The following is an 18,986-nucleotide window of genomic DNA, read 5'->3' as shown; positions in this document are numbered from 1 at the left end:
CCTTTAAAATACTTGTTGCAAATTAGAAACGGATAATGAAAAATCTAATTAACGTAGTTTTTATAGGCAATCTCATAGAACTAAAAAAGAGTTATCCGTTAAGAGCTTCAACGGTTATTTCTTGATCATGAAGCATTTCTTTTAGCATATTTTCAATACCGTTTTTTAGAGTAAAAGTAGAAGAAGGACAACCACTACAAGCTCCCTGAAGAACTACTTTTACTTTTTTATCTTCTTCGGTATAGGAGTCAAATAGTATATTTCCTCCATCAGAAGCTACAGCGGGTTTTATATATTCTTCAATAATGTTAATGATTTTTTGAGAAGTACTATCTAAGTTGTCAAAATTTGAGATTTGTTGTTTTTCTTGTTGTTGTAAAACAGTAATCTTCGTCTCGTCTACGGCTATATTTCCTTTTTCTATAAATTCTTTAATGAAAGTTCGTAATTCATTGGTTACTTCTTGCCATTCACTTACCGTATATTTGGTAATAGAAACATAGTTTTCATCAATAAATACTTCCTTTACATAAGGGAAACTAAATAAAGCCTTTGCCAGTGGTGAAGCAGTTGTTTCGTCTATGTTTTTGCACTCCACGATTTGTTTTGTAAGCATTCTACTTGCTACAAATTTCATTACGGAAGGATTAGGTGTGCTTTCAGCGTAAACAGTTACTGCAATTTTTTTAATTTCTTTTTCTATGATAACAGAACCACCCGCATTAACATAATTTTCAAGTTGTTCTGCTACATCATGTTTTACATCATTCCATTCGACTATACTGAATTTTTCTATGGCAATAAAGTTTCCTGAGATATAAACAGTTTTTACAAAAGGTAAATAAAATAATTGTTTGGCTAAGGGGGAATCAGCGCATTCGTCTACATTTTTAAATTCAAAACTTTGATTGGGACAGATAAAATAAGAGAATTCAAATTTTAAGATAGAAGGGTTTGAAGTTTCTTTTATGGTAATTAGTTTCATGTGTATAAAGTGTGATTTGTTTTCCAATAAAGGAAGATTTTTTTATACGCAAATTTACTAAAGAAGTTTAGGATAATAGAAGGGATTGTTGAAACTTATAAGAATTTTAACGAAAATGTATCGAATTGTAGTGCGGGATTATTTTCAGTAGGTTAAAATAGTTTAACTTTGGAGATTCATATTGAAAATAAGATGAAGTACCTATTACTTGTATTGGCGTTCATGAGCCTGTCTTTGTATGGTCAGGTAGAGATCCCTGTGTATTCCGATTATTTAACGGATAATTATTATTTATTACACCCTTCAATGGCTGGAGCTGCCAATTGTGCGAAAATTAGAGTTACTGGGAGACAGCAATGGTTTGGTAATGATAAAGCACCTGCTTTGCAGACTTTGAGTGTTAATGGAAGTGTCGACCAAGAGGGTAAATCAGGTGTAGGGGTTATTTTTTTTAATGATCGTAATGGGAATCATTCTAATAGGGGATTTAAGGCTACTTATGCGCATCATATTTTATTTTCTAGAAATGATATAGATTTAAATCGTTTGTCTTTTGGGGTAAATGTAGGGGTAAATCAGCTACAATTAGACGAAACAAAATTTGGAACTACCTTCGATCCTATTATTGGAGGAGGAGTACAAAGTGCAAGTTATTATAATATTGATTTTGGTGCCTCTTATAATTTTCTTGATTTCTATGTCCATGCTACCGTAAAAAATACAGTTTTTAAAAGTAGAAATATCTATACTGATGTCGAATCAAGTAATTTAAGAAAATATATCGTTAATTCAGGTTATATTTTTGGTAATCGTGATAGAATATTATACGAACCTTCTATCATGTTTTTATTTGCTGAATTAACAAAAGAAAAAAGTTTAGACGTAAATATAAAAGCTTACAAAAATATGGACTTTGGAAAGCTTTGGGCAGGTTTGTCTTATAGAAATAGTTTTGATGGTGCACAATATATAAAAAATGAAGTCATAGAAAAACAACGGTTACAATATATTACACCTATTGTAGGAGTTAATTATAAGAAATTTATATTAGCTTATACGTATAGCTATATTATAGGCAATATAAAGTTTGATGCAGGTGGTTTTCATCAGTTAACGTTAGGTTATAATTTTGGTTGTAAGCGTGAAAAATACGATTGTAATTGTCCTTCAGTAAATTAATATGTGGGGTCTAAAAAAGTAGTAGCTTAACGTTTAGTTTGTCACTTCGGCAACAGGAGGAGTCACATCATTAGTACGATGTAATTTGTTCGTCCGTTCACTTCGTTCGAGTCTCCCTTGGGTCGAAAGGATAAGGTTGCGACCTCTAAGGACACCCTCTTTTATCTTTATAAATATGTTAGTAAAATCAGTTAATGGTAAAAGTCCTTTGATTCCTGAAGATTGTTATGTTGCAGAAAATGCTACTATTGTAGGTGATGTAACTTTTGGAACGGAATGTAGTGTATGGTTTAATGCGGTAATTAGAGGAGATGTACATTCAATTCGAATAGGGAATAAGGTAAATATTCAGGATGGTGCAGTAATACACTGTACTTATTTAAAACATTCCACAGAAATCGGAAACAATGTTTCAATAGGGCATAAAGCCATTGTACATGGCTGTACTGTAAAAGATAATGTGTTAATCGGTATGGGTGCTATTGTAATGGATGGTTGTGTTATAGAAAGTAATTCAATTGTAGCAGCAGGGTCTGTAGTAACACAAAATACAGTTGTAGAATCAGGAACCATTTATGCTGGAATTCCAGCTAAAAAAGTAAAAGATATTAATCAGAGTGATTTTGCTGGTGAGATTGAACGTATTTCTAATAATTATGTAATGTATTCGAGTTGGTTTAAGGAATAATATCAAAAGTCTAATTCTAAAACATTTTTATTAAACCCTAGAATTGACTTTAGAACGGCAGCATCACTGTTTGAGTAAAAGACAGTGGTGCCTTTTGTGTTTTGAGTATTAACTATCTGATGTTGTTCTAAGATAGATTTGGTTTGTTTAGCAACAGCCAATCCCGAATCAATAATTTTTATTGAATCTGGAATTATTTTTTTTATTTCAGGAATTAAATAGGGGTAGTGACTACATCCTAATACCAAGTAGTCTATTCCTGCTTCAATCATTGGGTTTAAATAAGAAATTAGTAATTTTCTCATTTCTCCAGATTGGATTTTGCCATCCTCTATGAGTTCAACTAAACCATGTCCGATTTGTTCCATGATCCTTACATTTCTATAGTTTTCCAACTGACGATTAAAAAGCTCACTAGTTAAGGTGCCTTTTGTTGCTAGAATACCAATAGTTTTTGTTTCACTAAGAGTAGCAGCAGGTTTTATGGCCGGTTCAATGCCTATAAAAGGGATATGGTATTTAGCTCTCATTTCTTTTATAGCATTAGTGGTGGCTGTATTGCAAGCGACAACAATCAGTTTGCAGTTTTTTTGCAGTAAAAAATCAACATTTTTAAAACATAGATCAATGATTTCTTCTTTTGTTTTTTTACCATAGGGGGCATTCTTGCTATCCGCTAGATAAATTGTATTCTCGTTAGGTAATAAAGAATGTACTTCTTTCCATATTGAAGTGCCACCGATTCCAGAATCAAAAAGGCCTATAGGTTTTGTATTACTCATAAAACAAAAATAAAAAAAAACTGCCTTGAGGAAAATAACAAGACAGTCTTTAAGGATTTATTTTGATAAAATTAGAATTTTAATTCTTTTTTTACATCTTCAAATAAGTTTGGTCCATCGGCTAAAATTAAAGCAGAAGAATCCATTACGTATTGAAAACCTTTAGCGCGAGCTACTTTAATTACAGCAGTTTTAGCTTTTTCCATAATAGGTTTTACAACTTCAGTTTCTTTGTCAGAAATTTGTTTTTGTGCATTATCACGATATTGTTGGATTCTTTGTCCCATATCTTGCATTTCTTTAGCTCTTTTTTCATTTTCAGCATCACCAGCCGTTTGAGCTTCACTTTCGTATTTTTTCATTTTAGTTTGGTATTCAGTTACCATTTTTGAATACTCGGCATCTAAAGTTTTGCTTAACGTTTCTAGCTGCGCTTTAGCAGTAGTCATTTCCGGCATTTTTGAAAGTAATTGCTGAACATCAATATGAGCTGTTTTTGATTGCGCATTCATTCCGCTGATTCCTAAAAACATTACAGTCGCAATTAATAAAGATTTCAATTGTTTCATCATCTAAGTGTTTAGTATAGTTAAAAATTAATTAGTACTCTTTTTGTCTTCTTGAGCTTTGCGTTGAGCTTCTTTTTCTTCAAGGATTTTTTTCTTTTTTTCTTCTAAAGCTTTTTTTCTTTCTTCAAGGTTTTTTTTGTTTTTTTCTATTAATTCTTGTCTTGCTGCTTCACGTACAATCCGTATGGAATCTTGATTTATTTTTTTGTCTTCTCTTTTGTTAAAGTTAACTGATTGAGGGTTTGTTGTACTTTTTTGGGAAAGACTATTACTTGGGCTAGAATCAATAGTTGTGCCATTTTTTTTAGCTTCTTGTTCTTCTAATTGTTTTTTTCTTTTTTCTTCGTAATCTTTTCGTTTTTTTTCTGTTTCCAGACGTTTCGTTTCTAATATTTGTTCACGACGTGATTTTTTTTCATCAAGTATTTTTTTACGTTCCGCTAAATTTACGTTTTCAGCAACTTCATCTTCTTTTGCTTCTTTTGCTTCTAAAGCTTTTTGTTGTTTTTTACTTAGTTCTTCTCTTTTTTCGGCTCTAGTAATGACTCTAACTATTAGATCACTAATGTCAAATCTTTTGGCAGAAAACAGCATTGTCATTTGTGCTGAAGACTTGTCAAAAATATAGTCGTATTGTTTTTTTTCTGCTAGATCTTGAACAGCATTGAAAACTTGGTCTTGTACAGGTTTTAAGATGGCTTCTTTTTGTAATGCTAAGTCACCTCTTGATCCAAATCGTTTTTGTTGATAGTCTAATAATTGGTTTTCTTGGAACTTTATTTCTTCTTCTCGTTCTTTAATTAACTCTCTTGTTAATAAAGCACTTTCGCTTTTTAATGTTTCTTTAAGTTTGTTAATCGTGTTTTTTTTAGTCTCAATATCTTGTTTCCATTTCTGTGCTTTTTCTTCTAATTGGGAAGAAGCTTCTTTATAATCAGGAGTGTTTTCTAGGATGTATTCCATATCTATATAACCAATTTTAAGACCCGTTTTGGACTGTCCTATTGTATTGGTTATGGTAAATAGACTTAAGATTAATAAGAATCTTTTCATATTTTTTAAATTTTGACAAGCTGTGAGCTTATATATTTGACGTTATATCAAATATAACGTCAAATATAATTAAAATTGTTGTCCTATGATAAAATGTGTTTGCCAACCTGATTTTGGACCACCTGGATTAATAGAGTCAAATCCATGAGCAAAATCAATTCCTAAAAGACCAAAAGCAGGCATGAAAACTCGTAGACCAACACCCGCAGAACGTTTTATGGCAAATGGGTTGTATGATTTGAAACCTTCAAAAGCAGCTCCTCCTTCTACAAAAGCCATCATGTATATAGATGCTGTTTGTTTTAAAGTTATAGGGTAACGTAATTCTAGTGAAAATTTATTAAAAGCAGTACCTCCTATTTGTTGACCTGCTCTTTCTCCTTGTGTGATAGTAGGCGTCAAGGAATTATTAGGATAGCCTCTTAATTGAATGGTTTCTCTACCATCCATAGCAAAATTAGCCAAACCATCTCCACCTAGATAAAAACGTTCAAAAGGAACTAAACCGCGCTTGTTGTCATAGGCTCCCATGAAGCCAAATTCGCCTAATGTGCGTAATGTTAGCTTTTCGTATATTTTAGAAAACCATTCTGCCTTAACTTTTATTTTATAGTATTCAAGCCAGTTGAACTTCTTTTGATCTATTTTAGCAGGGTCAGGCGATGCCTCTTCTATAGAGTTAGCTTTAGATAATACACCGTTATTGTTTATGAGTGGATCGCCTACATTGTACGTTTCAGTTGAGTTTGTTGCATACAATTTATTTTCTGCTAAATTTCCAAGATTTTGATAATCTACCCCGTTAAAATAGGAATAAGGAGGTGTCAGTTTAGCAATGATGCTAAATTCAGAACCATAAGTAGGAAATATAGGGTTAACACCTTTGTTATTACGTGTTAGTCCGATAGTGTACGAAAGGTTTCTGGATGTACCATTACCAAATGTAAATAATCCAATATTGTAATTGTTTAGGTCGTAATGTTGGTAACTAACAGATTGAGAAAGTACAAAATAATCATCAGGGAACTGTAATCTTTTGGCTATTCCTAAAGATACTGTGAAGATGTTAAAGTTTTTTGATCTGTCTACACTATTGTTTGTAAAATTGTTTGAAAACTGTTTGCTGTACGATAATGAACCAGAAAATTGAATAGGTTTTTTACCACCAAACCAAGGTTCTGCAAATGAAAAACTATAAGTTTGAAAATAAGAACTAGCCTGTAAACGTAAAGATAACTTTTGTCCATCTCCCATAGGAAGTGGTTTGTAGGCATTTTTCTTAAAAATGTTACTTAAAGCAAAATTGTTAAACGATAGGCCCAGTGTACCAATAAAGCCACCTCCACCATAACCTCCTTGTAGTTCAATCTGGCTGGCTCCTTTTTCAGCAACGTGATACTTAATGTCTACAGTACCACCCGCTGGATCTACATTTTCAAAATCAGGTTTTATAGCTTCTGCGTCAAAAAATCCTAATTGTCCAATTTCACGAATGGTTCGTACTAAATTTTCTTTGCTATAAACTTCTCCTGGTTTTGTTCGTAACTCACGATAAATTACTTTATCGTTGGTTTTGTCATTGCCTACGACTGATATTTTATTAAAATGAGCCAAAGGACCTTCAACAATTCTAATGTCAAGATCAATTTGATTATTATCTGTTCTAACTTCTACAGGATTGATATTAGAGAACAGATAGCCATTGTTTTGATATAAATTGGTTATATCCTCTCCATCAGGTTGTGTTTTGTCCGCAATTCTTTTGTCTAGTAAAATGCTATTGTATACATCGCCTTTTTTAATTCCTAGGTATTTAGATAGGAGTTGGTCATTATAGATAGTATTCCCAGTAAAGTTGATATCGCCAAAATAATATTTTTTACCTTCTTCTAGGTTAATTTTAATTTTAACTTTATTTGTTTTTGAATCATAGACAACAGTATCCGATTTTATTCTTGCATCACGATAACCGTTTTCTTTGTATTTATCTATTAATAAACTTAAATCATCTTTGTATTTGTCTTTTTTGAATTTCATTGATTTGAATTTTAAGAAATTCATTAAGCTTAAATGACGAGTGTCTTTCATTGAACGAAGTAGAACGCCTTTTTTAAGTTCATTGTTGCCAATTAGTTCAATGTCCTTTATTCGTACTTTTTTTCCCCTATCTATATTTATTACCATATTTACATGGTTTACGGTAGCAGTATCTTCAATAGTGGTTATATTTACTTTTGTGTTGAAATACCCTTCTTTTTTGTATTTGTTTTCAATGTAATATTTGGTTGTTGTTAAAAGGTTTTCATTTACAATTTTTTCAGCAGTAAGCTCATTGTCTTTGATTAAAGACTCGCGTGCACTTTTTTTAACACCAACGACTTTAATTTCATTGAGTTTAGGCAATTCATTTAGATTTAATTCTAAAGATATGCTATCGCCTTCTATTTTATCTACATAGAAGTTGACATTGTTATACAGTCCTAGCTTCCATAGTTTTTTTATGGAATTACTAATTTCTTCTCCTGGAACTGTTATGGTTTGTCCTTTTGATAGACCTGCAAACGTAACAATTGTTTGTTCGTTGTAGGTAACTTTACCAGTTACATTTACTTTTTTAAGTACATAGGATTTGCCATTTTCGATGGTTAATCTTTCTTGTGCTTGTGCGTTTATTGCAATACTTGTAAATGCAATTAGCAGCATGAATTTTATGCTGCTTTTAACTTGTGTAAAATTATTTAACTTGCTCACTTGTTTTTCCAAATCTACGTTCTCTTTTTTGATAGCTAATGAGGGCTTCATATAAATCTTTTTCACTAAAATCAGGCCATAAAACATCAGTAAAGTAAAATTCAGCATAGGCTATTTGCCAAAGTAAAAAATTACTGATTCTATGTTCGCCACTTGTTCGTATGACTAAATCTACTTCTGGTAAATCATGTGTGTAAAGATGATTATTAAAAATTGATTCGTCAATACTCTCAATTGAAATTATATTATTTTTAACTTTATCGGATATTTTTTTAACAGCATTTAAGATTTCCTCACGTGAACCATAGCTTAATGCTAAAGTTAGTGTCATCTGATCGTTGTTTTTAGTCTTTTCTATTACCTCTAATAATTCTTTTTGTACGTTATTAGGGAGCAAATCTAAATTGCCTATACTGTTTAGTTTAATCTTGTGTTTAATAAAAGTATCTAATTCTTTTTTTAAGGAAGAAATGAGTATTTTCATTAAGGTTTCTACTTCTATTTTTGGTCGATTCCAATTTTCAGTAGAAAAAGTATATAGAGTTAGGTTTTTAATACCTAATTTAACACAAGTTTCTACTGTAACACGTACAGACTTTGTGCCGTTTTCGTGACCAAAAACGCGAAGCATTCCTTTTTGTTTTGCCCAACGGCCATTTCCGTCCATGATAATGGCAAGGTGTTGGGGTAAATTGTCTTTGTTTATTTTGTCTATTAAATTCATTAATTTTTACAATAACAAGGATTTTGTCCGAAAGTATAGGTTAACGTTATGCCAGTAAAAGTATACCAATCATTACTGTTTGTATTTCCAAAAGAAAGATTTTTCAGAGCACTGTCTTTTGGTGAACTACCGTCTAAATCATCAATGAAAGTATAGTGAAAACTGGTTTCTAAACCTAAGATTACCTTGTCGGTTAACTTCATTTTTATACCTGCTGTCATAGGGATTGCAAATGCCCAAGAACTTTGTTTTGAGGTACTATTGCTATTTTTGAAATATAGATTTCTATAATTGAAATAAGTTAAGCCAGAATGAATATAAGGGGTGATAATAAAGTTGTTCTCATGTAGGTTAAAATCAAAAAAATTAAATTCTAAGCCAGCAGATAATTCTGAAAGTTTGTTTTGAAAAGAATAGCCGCGCTCATTTCTTGCTATATTGTTTGAATGAGTGTCATTGCCACTAATTGTACTGGTCATGGCAGAAAAACGCCAAGCATGTCTTTTGCTTTTATTCCATCTGTAGATAAAACCAAAAGCCGCTTCTTTAGGTGATACAAATTGAGTGCTTCCAATATCACCCATATAGTTACTACCCCCTCCAAAAACACCGATTTCGTGTAATTGAGCGTAGTTTTGGCTGATCGCCAAAATAAACAGGAGAATGTGTGCTAACTTTTTCATTTTTATAATAGGTTGCAAATATAGTAATTATGAACACTCTACAAAGTGAATTGTTGATTTGTTGGTTTTTAATTTGTAAACTTATTTATTCCTAAACGAAAAAGTTTGCTGGCTAGTATTTTATCTGTTAATTTCTTCTGTCTTCACCAAAAAGTAATTTGTTTCGTAAGGTTTTTAAAAAGGTTTCCTCTGTTATTTCCACCATTTTAATTTTAAAGGGTGTTTTTTTAATAGTTAAAATGCTTTCATTTTTAACAGAGTTAATTCTTGAATCTAAGGAAACTAGATAGTTCTCTTCTCGTCCTGTTACTTTTAATTTTAAAATTGTACAGTCAGGAATGACCATAGGACGGGCATTTAAATTATGTGGGGCAATAGGAGTGATTACAAAACTTTCTGTTTCTGGAGTTAAAATAGGGCCTCCACAACTTAATGAGTAACCAGTAGAGCCTGTGGGAGTAGATATGATTAATCCATCAGCCCAGTAAGAGGTTAAATATTCATCGTTCAAATACGTTTCTATGGTTATCATAGAAGTAGTATCTTTACGGCTTACAGTAATCTCGTTCATGGCAAAATGTATGTCGTCTAGCGAACTCAATTTGGGAGAACAAGTTACACTAAGAAGTGTGCGTTCTGAAATGGTGTATTTTTTTTCCAGTACAAGGGTTAAGAATTTTTCAATGTTTTCTTGTTGTACATTGGCTAAAAAGCCTAGTCTACCTGCATTTATTCCTAATATAGGGATTCCAGAGTCTCTAACAAATGTAGCCGCTCTGAGAAAAGTTCCGTCTCCCCCCACACTCAATACCATCTGGTAAGTACTGTCTAAATCATTATGAGTGCTAAAAGTTTCTACTGTATTGGCAATGACTTGATTATCCTGAAGGATTTTTAAGAAGTTAGCCTCAATGGTAAATGCTATAGCATTTGTTTTTAGAAAACGGATTAACCGCTCTATAATAGGAGCAGTTGTGTTTTGGTAATATTGACCGTAGATGGCTACTTTCATGGTTGTTCTATTTCGATGAAGAAGTAAGGAGTGTTAGTATATCATTAACTTTAAAAAGGTTCTTTGTGTATATTATATATTAGGTTTAAATATTTATCTAAATAATCAGAACGTTCCTTAAGTGTTCTTAAATGTTCATCTTCTTGATGTTCGGATATGATTTCGTAATCATAGCGTCGGAATGTTTGAATGATCTCATTCAGACTCCCTTCTCCTAATTTTAATGTAATTTGAATTTTTTCTGTACTAGAATTGGAAATAAAAGCACCAAGTAATTTGGCATTATTGCCTTCTACTATTTGTGCTATTTGACTAAAAGAATAATCATTTATTCCTTTTTCAATAATTATAATACCTCCTAATTCACGTAGAAAAGGCGTTTCGTTAAAAACACGTATTACATCTTCTAATTCGTAATACCCGATATATTGATTGTTTAGGTCTAATACAGGTATGATATTGGTTTCGTTTTTGGCAAAATCATCTAATACATCTAGTAAAACAGAGTTGCTTCTAGTGAAAAAGGGATCAAAGGTATATCGGTATTCGGCTAGATTTTTGCTAAAATCAAACCCGTCTACATCTTCTGCGGCTACATTGCCAACAAAAACACCGTTTTCAGTTACTGGAAAATGCGAAAATGGATAATCGGTAAAAAAGTCTTGTGCAGTTGCTACCTCCTCATTAATGTCTAATGGTGTAAAGTCTTGATTGATATAGTCAATAAGTGTATTCATGGGTTAAGAATATCGTTTGAAAACGTTTTGAGTTGTTATTTAATTGCAAAATAATTAAAAAAATAGATAAGAGCATGAGTAAGTTTGTATTTTTGTTCCGTTTTATTAAAATATCGTTTTAAATGATTCAAAATAATTGTAAACTTAGTGTAAACATAAATAAAATTGCCACGTTGCGTAACTCTCGTGGAGCAAATACACCTAATGTAGTAGAAGCGGCTAAGCGCATTCAGGAATTTGGTGCACAAGGGATCACAATACATCCTCGTCCAGACGAGCGTCATATCCGTTATCAAGATGCGCGTGATTTGAAAGAGATAGTCTACACGGAATATAATATTGAAGGAAATCCACAACATAACTTTATTGATTTAGTGTTAGAATGTAAGCCTACTCAAGTTACTCTAGTTCCTGATGCTATAGGGGCTTTGACATCCAATGCAGGATGGGATACTATTTTGCATCAAAGATATTTAAAAGAAGTTATTGAGGAGTTTAAACGCAATGGTATTAGAACTTCTATTTTTGTAGATCCAATATTAAAAATGATAGAAGGAGCCAAAGAAACAGGGGCTGATAGAATTGAGTTGTATACTGAAACATTTGCGCATCAATACAATCTGGGAAATAAAGAGGGTATTGCGCCTTATGCAGCATCAGCTAAATTGGCCAATGAATTAGATTTGGGTATTAATGCAGGTCATGATTTAAGTTTGGAGAATATTCAGTTTTTTAATCAAAACATCCCAGGTTTATTAGAAGTATCTATTGGTCATGCGTTGATCTCCGAATCACTGTATTTAGGATTGGAAAATGTAGTAAATATGTATTTGAGAAAGTTGAAATAATTAATGATTGAATAGTAATAGTTTTTTGATTCAAGAGGCTTGGGAAAATATAGCGTACAATCTTATTAATTTACTTGGTGAGTAAGTGTGGATTGTTGGAACGTTACAGAGTAAATGTTAAAAAGAGACTAAAATTCTAAATTCAATCTTAAATAAAAATAGCTTCAATACAAAAGGTAAAAGAAATTTCTAGTGTAAAACTAGTAATAGTGATGAATTGATTTCTAACTGGTTGTTTCCTAATTATTAATTGAGGCGTTGAATTCGGAATGTTAAAAAAATAAAAATATTAGATTTGTTTTTAGTCGCTTTTGAAGTGAGCCTGTAAAAACAAAGAAATTAAATATGAAATTACATAGTAATATACATGGAGAAGGAAAGAGTTTAGTTATTATTCATGGCTTTTTAGGAATGTCAGATAACTGGAAAACCTTAGCCTCTCAATATGCAGAACAAGGTTTTGAAGTGCATACTCTAGATATGCGTAATCATGGAAAAAGTTTTCATACGTCTGATTGGGGATATAATTTTATGGTTCATGATGTTGTGAATTATTGCAAACAAAATAATTTATTTGATATATCTGTAATTGGGCATTCAATGGGAGGGAAGGTAGCTATGCTCTTGGCTACAACTTATCCCGATTTAGTAGATAAACTAATTGTAGCAGATATAGGACCTAAATATTATGCGCCACATCATCAAACTATTTTACAAGCGTTAAATGCTGTTGATTTTTCGGTCAAACCCTCACGTTCGGATGTAGAAGATGTAATTTCAAAATATATAACGGATTTGGGAACCAGACAATTTTTATTAAAGAATTTGTATTGGGTTGAGCCAGGACAATTGGGTTTTCGATTTAATCTAAAAGTATTTACAGAAAAAACTTCTGTAATTGGCGAAGCTTTGCCATTTGAAAACCACTTCGATAAAAAAACTTTATTTTTGCGAGGCGATAAATCAGACTATATATCAGATAGTGATTTTGAAACGATTTACCATCATTTTCCAAAAGCAGAAATACTCAGCGTAGCTAATGCAGGGCATTGGTTGCATGCGGAAAACCCAAAAGATTTTTTAGAAAAAACGTTGTGTTTTTTGGAGCGTTTTTCTTCAAATACGTTTTAGGAATAAAAAAATAATATTTTAAACCATATATAAAAATGAAATTATTGCAAAAATTCTTAATATCAACGCTAATTGTAATAGTGCTTTCTTATTTTATGAAAGAAGTACATTTTAAAGATATTACAACAGCTTTTGTTGTAGCCTTTGTTTTAGGGGTTTTAAATACCTTTTTAAAGCCAATATTAGTTTTCTTTACTTTGCCTATTACGTTTTTTACATTGGGTATTTTTTTGCTAGTTATTAATGCAGGAATGGTTCTTTTGTGTGCTAAATTGGTAGATGGATTTGTTGTAGAATCGTTTGTTACAGCCCTTATTTTTAGTGTCTTGATGTCTGTTTCACAATGGGTATTGTATAAGTTTATAAAAGACTAAAAATTAGTAAGTTGATTTTGATAAAATAAAATTTGTTGGGTGGTATAAATTATGTAATTTTGCGACCCAAATTTAGTACGTAAAAAACATATATAATGAATATTACAAAAACCAATATTGATGCGTTAAACGCAGTGGTAACTGTAGAAGTTGCAAAGAATGATTATGCTGAAAAGGTAGAGAAAGTTTTGCAAAACTACCGTAAAAACGCGAATATACCAGGTTTCCGTAAAGGTCAAGTACCAATGTCTTTAGTGCAAAAACAATACGGTAAAGCGGTTTTAGCTGAGGAGGTAAATAAGCTAATTCAAGAAAGTTTAAATAAGTTTTTAGTAGAAGAAAAATTAGATATCTTAGGAAATCCACTTCCTAAATTTACGGAAGATTTTAATTGGGATGCTGATGATTTTAAATTTGAATTTGAATTAGGTTTAGCTCCTGAATTTGATATAAAATTAGAAGGATCTAAAGATTTAACATACTATAATATTGTTGCAGATGATAAATTATTAGATGAGCAAGTTGTTAGAATTCAAAAACAATTTGGAAAAATGTCTTCTAAGGACATAATTGCTCAAGAAGATGATATTCGTGGTACTTTTGTAAATGAAGAAAAAGGAATCAACAAACCCGCTCAAATTACTTTAGATATTTTTGAAAACAAAGCCGTAGCAGACTCTTTTATAGGTAAAAAAGCAGGAGATGTAGTAGCTGTTCCAACAAAAGGCTTGTTTAATGATGATCATAAATTAATGGATTATTTAGGCCTAGGTCATGATGATGTTCACGGTTTAGATATTACTGTTGATTTTAAAATAGAAGAGGTTACTACAACTGAACCCGCTGAATTAAATCAAGAATTATTTGATAAATTATTTGGTGAAGGAAATGTGGCTTCCGTGGAAGATTTAAAGGCTAAAATCAAAGAAGATGCAGAAAAAACTTTTGCTCAACAAGCCGATCAAAAGTTCTATAACGATGCAACAGAATATTTAATTAATAACCACCAAGTTGAGTTGCCAGCCGAATTCTTGAAAAGATGGATTCAAACAGTTGGAGAAACTCCCTTAACACCTGAGCAAGCAGAAGTAGAATACGCACGTTCTGAAAACGGATTGCGTTACCAGCTAATCGAAAGCAAGATCATCGCATCTAATAATTTACAAGTTACCTTTGATGATCTAAAAGGATATGCTAGTGATATTATCAAAAAACAAATGGCACAATTTGGTCAGTTAGATCCTTCACAAGAAGATGTAGATAATATCGTAAGCCGTGTAATGACTAATCAAGAAGAAGTTCGTCGTTTGTCTGAGCAAGTAATGAGCGAAAGATTATTAAATGTGTTTAAAGAAAAATTAAACGCACCTACTAAAGAAGTAACTTATGATGAATTCATCAAAGCTATGTATGGTGAAATCTAATATGTGAGAATTTGTATGTTTTTTCTTGAATTTTATATTTTAAAATTATCAAAGAAATAATTTGCTTTTGTAAACTTTTAGACTTTCTTCGAAAGAAATCATAAAAAAAATACGTAAGTTTGAGCGTCAAATGTTTTGTTTGACGCTTTTTTGTTGACAAACTGTCATTAAAAATAAAAAGGTCTAAAAATTGTAACGAGTTTAAAACGTTTGATTAATAATTTTAAACTTTTAAACCTCTAAACTTTTAAACTAATAGTAAATGAATTACGGTAAAGAATTTAAAAAATATGCTACCAAGCATCATGGTGTAAATAGTATGTACTATGACAAAATTGTTAGTAGTATGACTCCTTATGTAATTGAAGAACGTCAATTGAATATTTCGCAATTAGATGTTTTTTCACGTTTAATGATGGATCGAATCATTTTTATGGGCACAGGAGTCGATGACTATATGGCTAATATCATTCAAGCACAGTTATTGTTCTTAGAAAGTGTAGATGCGTCTAAAGACATTCAAATATATATTAATTCTCCAGGGGGTAGTGTATATGCAGGTTTGGGTATTTATGATACAATGCAGTTTGTAAAACCTGATGTGGCAACTATTTGTACAGGTATGGCAGCTTCTATGGGGGCAGTGCTTTTATGTGCAGGAGCAGAAGGAAAACGTTCTGCTTTACCACATTCAAGGGTGATGATTCATCAACCTTCAGGGGGGGCACAAGGAGTAGCAACCGATATGGAAATAAACTTAAAAGAAATGTTGAAATTGAAAGATGAGTTATACCAAATTATTTCTCATCATTCAAAACAACCTTTTGAAAAAGTATATAAAGATTCCGAACGCGATTATTGGATGAAAGCCGATGAAGCAAAAGAATACGGAATGATTGATGAAGTTTTAAGAAGATAATTTTTTCGTCTAAAGTTCAAAGTAGAAAGCCAGAAGACTTTTAGCTTTGAACTTTACGACATTTGACTTGAATAATGGCAAAAGAAATTTTAGAATGTTCCTTCTGTGGAAGGAGAAAACCTGAAACCAATTTATTAATTGCAGGTATTGATGCACATATATGTGATCATTGTATCGAGCAAGCACACGGAATTGTTTTAGAAGAATTAAAAGCAAGTGGATTATCTAAAGTAACTGATTTAGTTTTGCAAAAGCCAAAAGAAATTAGAGCTTTTTTAGATAAGTATGTCATAGGACAGGAACAAACCAAAAAGGTTATTTCAGTTGCAGTATATAATCATTACAAGCGTTTAATGCAGTTGGATCACGGAGATGATGTTGAAATTGAAAAGTCAAACATTATTATGGTGGGGCAAACAGGTACAGGAAAAACCTTAGTAGCTAAAACAATTGCTAAAATGTTAGACGTTCCGTTAGCAATAGTAGATGCAACAGTGTTAACTGAAGCAGGTTATGTGGGAGAAGACGTCGAAAGTATTTTAACTCGTTTGTTGCAAGCAGCGGATTATGATGTGACGAGGGCAGAACGCGGTATTGTATTTATTGATGAAATTGATAAAATCGCGCGTAAGAGTGATAATCCATCTATTACACGTGATGTTTCAGGTGAAGGAGTGCAACAAGCTATGTTGAAGTTGTTAGAAGGAACTGTTGTTAATGTTCCTCCTAAAGGAGGACGTAAACATCCTGATCAAAAATTTGTAGAAGTTAATACTAAGGATATATTATTTATTGCGGGAGGTGCTTTTGATGGAATAGAACGTATCATTTCGAAACGTTTAAATCGTCAAGCAATGGGCTTTGGAGCATCTAAAGAAACGGATAAGATAGATGAAACCAATCTGTTGCAATATGTAATTCCAAAAGATATTAAAGATTTTGGGTTAATTCCAGAAATCATTGGTCGTTTGCCTGTATTAACGTATATGGATCCCTTAGATAAAGCTACTTTGCGTGCTATTTTAACAGAACCTAAAAATGCACTCATCAAACAATATAAAAAATTGTTTGCTATGGATGAAATCGAGTTTACTATTACTGATGAAGCATTGGATTTTATTGTAGATAAAGCGTTAGAGTATAAGTTAGGGGCTCGTGGTTTGCGCTCGTTATGTGAGGCTGTTCTAACAGATGCAATGTATGAAATACCAAGTTCAGATGAAAAACAATTAAATGTAGATAAAGAGTATGTGGAAGTTACTCTTAATAAAAATTTACTTAAACGTTTAGAAATAGCATCGTAAGCAAAATAGGCTGTCTAAAATTTTAAAAATGATGCTTGTTTATCATTTTAATAGAAAACTTTTTACAAATCAGAGAAGTGATTCTTCTTTGTTTGAATGATAAGTAAGACCTTTTTAGGCAGCTTTTTTGTATTTATTATCCTATAACCTAAACGGTATGGTTTGTTCTTATAGGGCTACCTCTTCAAAAGAAGAACAATCTCTCTCTTTGATCAAATATGATTTTTTTAGAAGGATATGAGTTTACTGCATTTCCAAAAGACTGTTTAAATATTCACGAGAGTTTGATAAGCGAGGCACTTTGTTTTGACCACCTAATTTCCCTTTTTCTTTCAGCCAATCATAAAACAGATTTTCACGTGCAACGTTTATTTTTAAAGAATTTAGAGTCATGTTATTATATCGTTTCGCTTCGTAGTCAGAATTTAGTGATTGTATAGTTTCGTCTAAAATTTTACCAAACCGTTCCATACACTCTGGATGTGTTTTAAACTCAATAATCCATTCGTGAGCTCCCTTTTCTTTTCCATCCATAAAAATGGGGGCAACGGTGTAATCTTTTACTTCGCAATTGGTTACTGAACAGGTTTTTGCGAGTGCTTTATCTGTGTTTTCAACCATTAGTTCTTCTCCAAAGACATTGATATGATGTTTTGTTCGTCCTGTAATGCGAATCCGATAAGGGGATAATGATGTAAAACGAACGGTATCACCAATTAGATAACGCCATAAACCAGCGTTAGTAGTAATTATGACCGCATAGTTTTTGTAAAGTTCAACTTCTGCTAGACGGACTACTTTTTGATCTGAGGTGCCGTATGTATCCATGGGTATAAATTCATAAAAAATGCCATAATCTAACATGAGTAATAAGTCGCTTGAATTATTAAGATCTTGTATGGCAAAAAAACCTTCAGAGGCATTGTATATTTCGTAGTATTTAAAGTCTGATTTAGGAAGTATTTTTTTGTACTGTTCACGATACGGCTCAAAACTTACACCGCCGTGAAAATAGACCTCTAAGTTAGGCCAAATGGAAAACAGGTTTGTTTTTCCAGTTTCTTCCATAAGCTTGTTAAGCAATACCATCATCCAAGAAGGAACCCCAGCAAAACTAGTTACATTTTCTATTTTAGTTTCATTGACGATTGCTAAAAGTTTTGTTTCCCACTCGCTCATTAAAGAAGTTTTGTTAGAAGGAGTACTGCTTAATTCAGCCCAAAAAGGCATATTATCAATAAGTATAGCAGATAAGTCTCCAAAAAAGGTATTGTTGTCTTCGTATAGTTGTTTGCTACCTCCTAAGCGTAGGCTTTTTCCAGTGAAAAGCTGAGAGTTTTCATTGTTGTTAAGATACATACAAAGCAAATCTTTACTGCCTTTGTAATGACAATTTTCAAGAGCCTCATTACTTACAGGTATAAATTTGCTTTTAGCATTAGTTGTTCCACTTGATTTAGCAAACCATTTAATCGGTTGATGCCAAAAGACATTTTGTTCTCCTTTGCGAGTACGCTCAATTAAAGGTTCTAAATCTTCATAGTCAGAAATAGGTACCCTTTCCTGAAAAGTATGATATGTTTTTATTGATTGAAAATGATAAGTTTTACCTAGTACCGTATTTTCTGACTGACGAATTAGGTTCATCAGTAGCTCTTCTTGTACTTCATTTGGGTATTTTAAAAAAAGTTCTATTTGGTGAATGCGTTGTTTTAAAACCCAAGAGGCAATAGAATTTATAATTGGTAAAGGCATTATAATCGTGAATTTTGAATTTTGATTTTTGAATCATAACTTTACGCTAAAATAAAAAATAAATTGAT

Annotated in this window: 18 protein-coding genes; 8 read left to right on the top strand and 10 right to left on the bottom strand. The window is 32.0% G+C overall.

Going from position 1 to position 18,986, the window contains the following annotated elements; all coding sequences use genetic code 11:
- Positions 1 to 91: 91 nt before the first annotated feature.
- On the bottom strand, positions 92 to 985 hold the full coding sequence (locus B0A78_RS01625) for a NifU family protein (RefSeq protein ID WP_014165019.1): 894 nt from the start codon (positions 983 to 985) through the stop codon (positions 92 to 94).
- A gap of 192 nt (positions 986 to 1,177) precedes the next feature.
- Here B0A78_RS01625 and B0A78_RS01620 point away from each other — a divergent pair, with 192 nt between their 5' ends.
- Positions 1,178 to 2,164, top strand: coding sequence for a PorP/SprF family type IX secretion system membrane protein (locus B0A78_RS01620; protein ID WP_041253189.1), 987 nt, complete (start codon positions 1,178 to 1,180; stop codon positions 2,162 to 2,164).
- 175 nt (positions 2,165 to 2,339) lie between these two features.
- Entirely contained in the window at positions 2,340 to 2,852 is a 513-nt protein-coding gene (locus B0A78_RS01615; RefSeq protein ID WP_065212968.1) for a gamma carbonic anhydrase family protein, read from the top strand.
- Between the two features lie 2 nt (positions 2,853 to 2,854).
- On the opposite strand, the gene murI is transcribed toward B0A78_RS01615, so the two are convergent.
- The 8 genes from murI to B0A78_RS01575 all read right to left on the bottom strand — a co-directional run bounded on the left by murI (position 2,855) and on the right by B0A78_RS01575 (position 11,163).
- On the bottom strand, positions 2,855 to 3,634 hold the full coding sequence (murI, locus tag B0A78_RS01610) for a glutamate racemase (protein ID WP_014165016.1): 780 nt from the start codon (positions 3,632 to 3,634) through the stop codon (positions 2,855 to 2,857).
- Positions 3,635 to 3,705: 71 nt separating this feature from the next.
- Positions 3,706 to 4,203, bottom strand: a complete 498-nt coding sequence (locus B0A78_RS01605; RefSeq protein ID WP_014165015.1) for an OmpH family outer membrane protein — start codon at positions 4,201 to 4,203, stop codon at positions 3,706 to 3,708.
- Between the two features lie 27 nt (positions 4,204 to 4,230).
- Positions 4,231 to 5,256 (bottom strand): OmpH family outer membrane protein, encoded by a 1,026-nt coding sequence (locus tag B0A78_RS01600; protein WP_065212969.1) that lies wholly within the window; start codon positions 5,254 to 5,256, stop codon positions 4,231 to 4,233.
- Between the two features lie 69 nt (positions 5,257 to 5,325).
- Entirely contained in the window at positions 5,326 to 8,058 is a 2,733-nt protein-coding gene (bamA, locus tag B0A78_RS01595) for an outer membrane protein assembly factor BamA (RefSeq protein WP_014165013.1), read from the bottom strand.
- Complete coding sequence (locus tag B0A78_RS01590; RefSeq protein ID WP_014165012.1) at positions 7,991 to 8,731, bottom strand: isoprenyl transferase; 741 nt, start codon at positions 8,729 to 8,731, stop codon at positions 7,991 to 7,993. Before B0A78_RS01590 ends, bamA begins: the two co-directional genes overlap by 68 nt.
- Positions 8,731 to 9,414 (bottom strand): type IX secretion system protein PorG, encoded by a 684-nt coding sequence (gene porG, locus B0A78_RS01585; protein WP_014165011.1) that lies wholly within the window; start codon positions 9,412 to 9,414, stop codon positions 8,731 to 8,733. Before porG ends, B0A78_RS01590 begins: the two co-directional genes overlap by 1 nt.
- Before the next feature lie 127 nt (positions 9,415 to 9,541).
- Entirely contained in the window at positions 9,542 to 10,426 is an 885-nt protein-coding gene (locus tag B0A78_RS01580) for an NAD kinase (protein ID WP_014165010.1), read from the bottom strand.
- 50 nt (positions 10,427 to 10,476) lie between these two features.
- Positions 10,477 to 11,163 carry a CBS domain-containing protein gene (locus B0A78_RS01575; protein ID WP_097609313.1) on the bottom strand — a complete coding sequence of 229 codons (687 nt, stop codon included), beginning with the start codon at positions 11,161 to 11,163 and terminating at the stop codon, positions 10,477 to 10,479.
- Positions 11,164 to 11,285: 122 nt separating this feature from the next.
- Here B0A78_RS01575 and B0A78_RS01570 point away from each other — a divergent pair, with 122 nt between their 5' ends.
- From B0A78_RS01570 to clpX, 6 genes are all read left to right on the top strand, one after another.
- A complete protein-coding gene (locus tag B0A78_RS01570) occupies positions 11,286 to 12,011 on the top strand; it encodes a pyridoxine 5'-phosphate synthase (RefSeq protein ID WP_077225659.1) in 726 nt (241 codons plus the stop codon).
- A gap of 345 nt (positions 12,012 to 12,356) precedes the next feature.
- Complete coding sequence (locus tag B0A78_RS01565) at positions 12,357 to 13,142, top strand: alpha/beta fold hydrolase (protein ID WP_014165007.1); 786 nt, start codon at positions 12,357 to 12,359, stop codon at positions 13,140 to 13,142.
- Between the two features lie 35 nt (positions 13,143 to 13,177).
- Positions 13,178 to 13,516: a phage holin family protein gene (locus tag B0A78_RS01560; protein WP_014165006.1), complete on the top strand. Its 339-nt coding sequence runs from the start codon at positions 13,178 to 13,180 to the stop codon at positions 13,514 to 13,516.
- Positions 13,517 to 13,611: 95 nt separating this feature from the next.
- On the top strand, positions 13,612 to 14,940 hold the full coding sequence (gene tig / locus B0A78_RS01555) for a trigger factor (RefSeq protein WP_065212970.1): 1,329 nt from the start codon (positions 13,612 to 13,614) through the stop codon (positions 14,938 to 14,940).
- Positions 14,941 to 15,202: 262 nt separating this feature from the next.
- Positions 15,203 to 15,859, top strand: coding sequence for an ATP-dependent Clp endopeptidase proteolytic subunit ClpP (clpP, locus tag B0A78_RS01550; RefSeq protein WP_014165004.1), 657 nt, complete (start codon positions 15,203 to 15,205; stop codon positions 15,857 to 15,859).
- A gap of 74 nt (positions 15,860 to 15,933) precedes the next feature.
- Positions 15,934 to 17,163, top strand: coding sequence for an ATP-dependent Clp protease ATP-binding subunit ClpX (gene clpX / locus B0A78_RS01545; protein ID WP_014165003.1), 1,230 nt, complete (start codon positions 15,934 to 15,936; stop codon positions 17,161 to 17,163).
- A gap of 243 nt (positions 17,164 to 17,406) precedes the next feature.
- Here the strand turns inward: clpX and B0A78_RS01540 are convergent, their stop codons facing one another.
- Positions 17,407 to 18,918 (bottom strand): GH3 auxin-responsive promoter family protein, encoded by a 1,512-nt coding sequence (locus tag B0A78_RS01540; protein WP_014165002.1) that lies wholly within the window; start codon positions 18,916 to 18,918, stop codon positions 17,407 to 17,409.
- Positions 18,919 to 18,986 lie beyond the last annotated feature (68 nt).

This window comes from Flavobacterium columnare NBRC 100251 = ATCC 23463, from assembly GCF_002530675.1.
GTDB classification, from domain to species: domain Bacteria; phylum Bacteroidota; class Bacteroidia; order Flavobacteriales; family Flavobacteriaceae; genus Flavobacterium; species Flavobacterium columnare.
The sequence above is the reverse complement of the archived record's forward strand: the minus strand, read 5'-3'. Positions and strand labels throughout refer to the sequence as shown.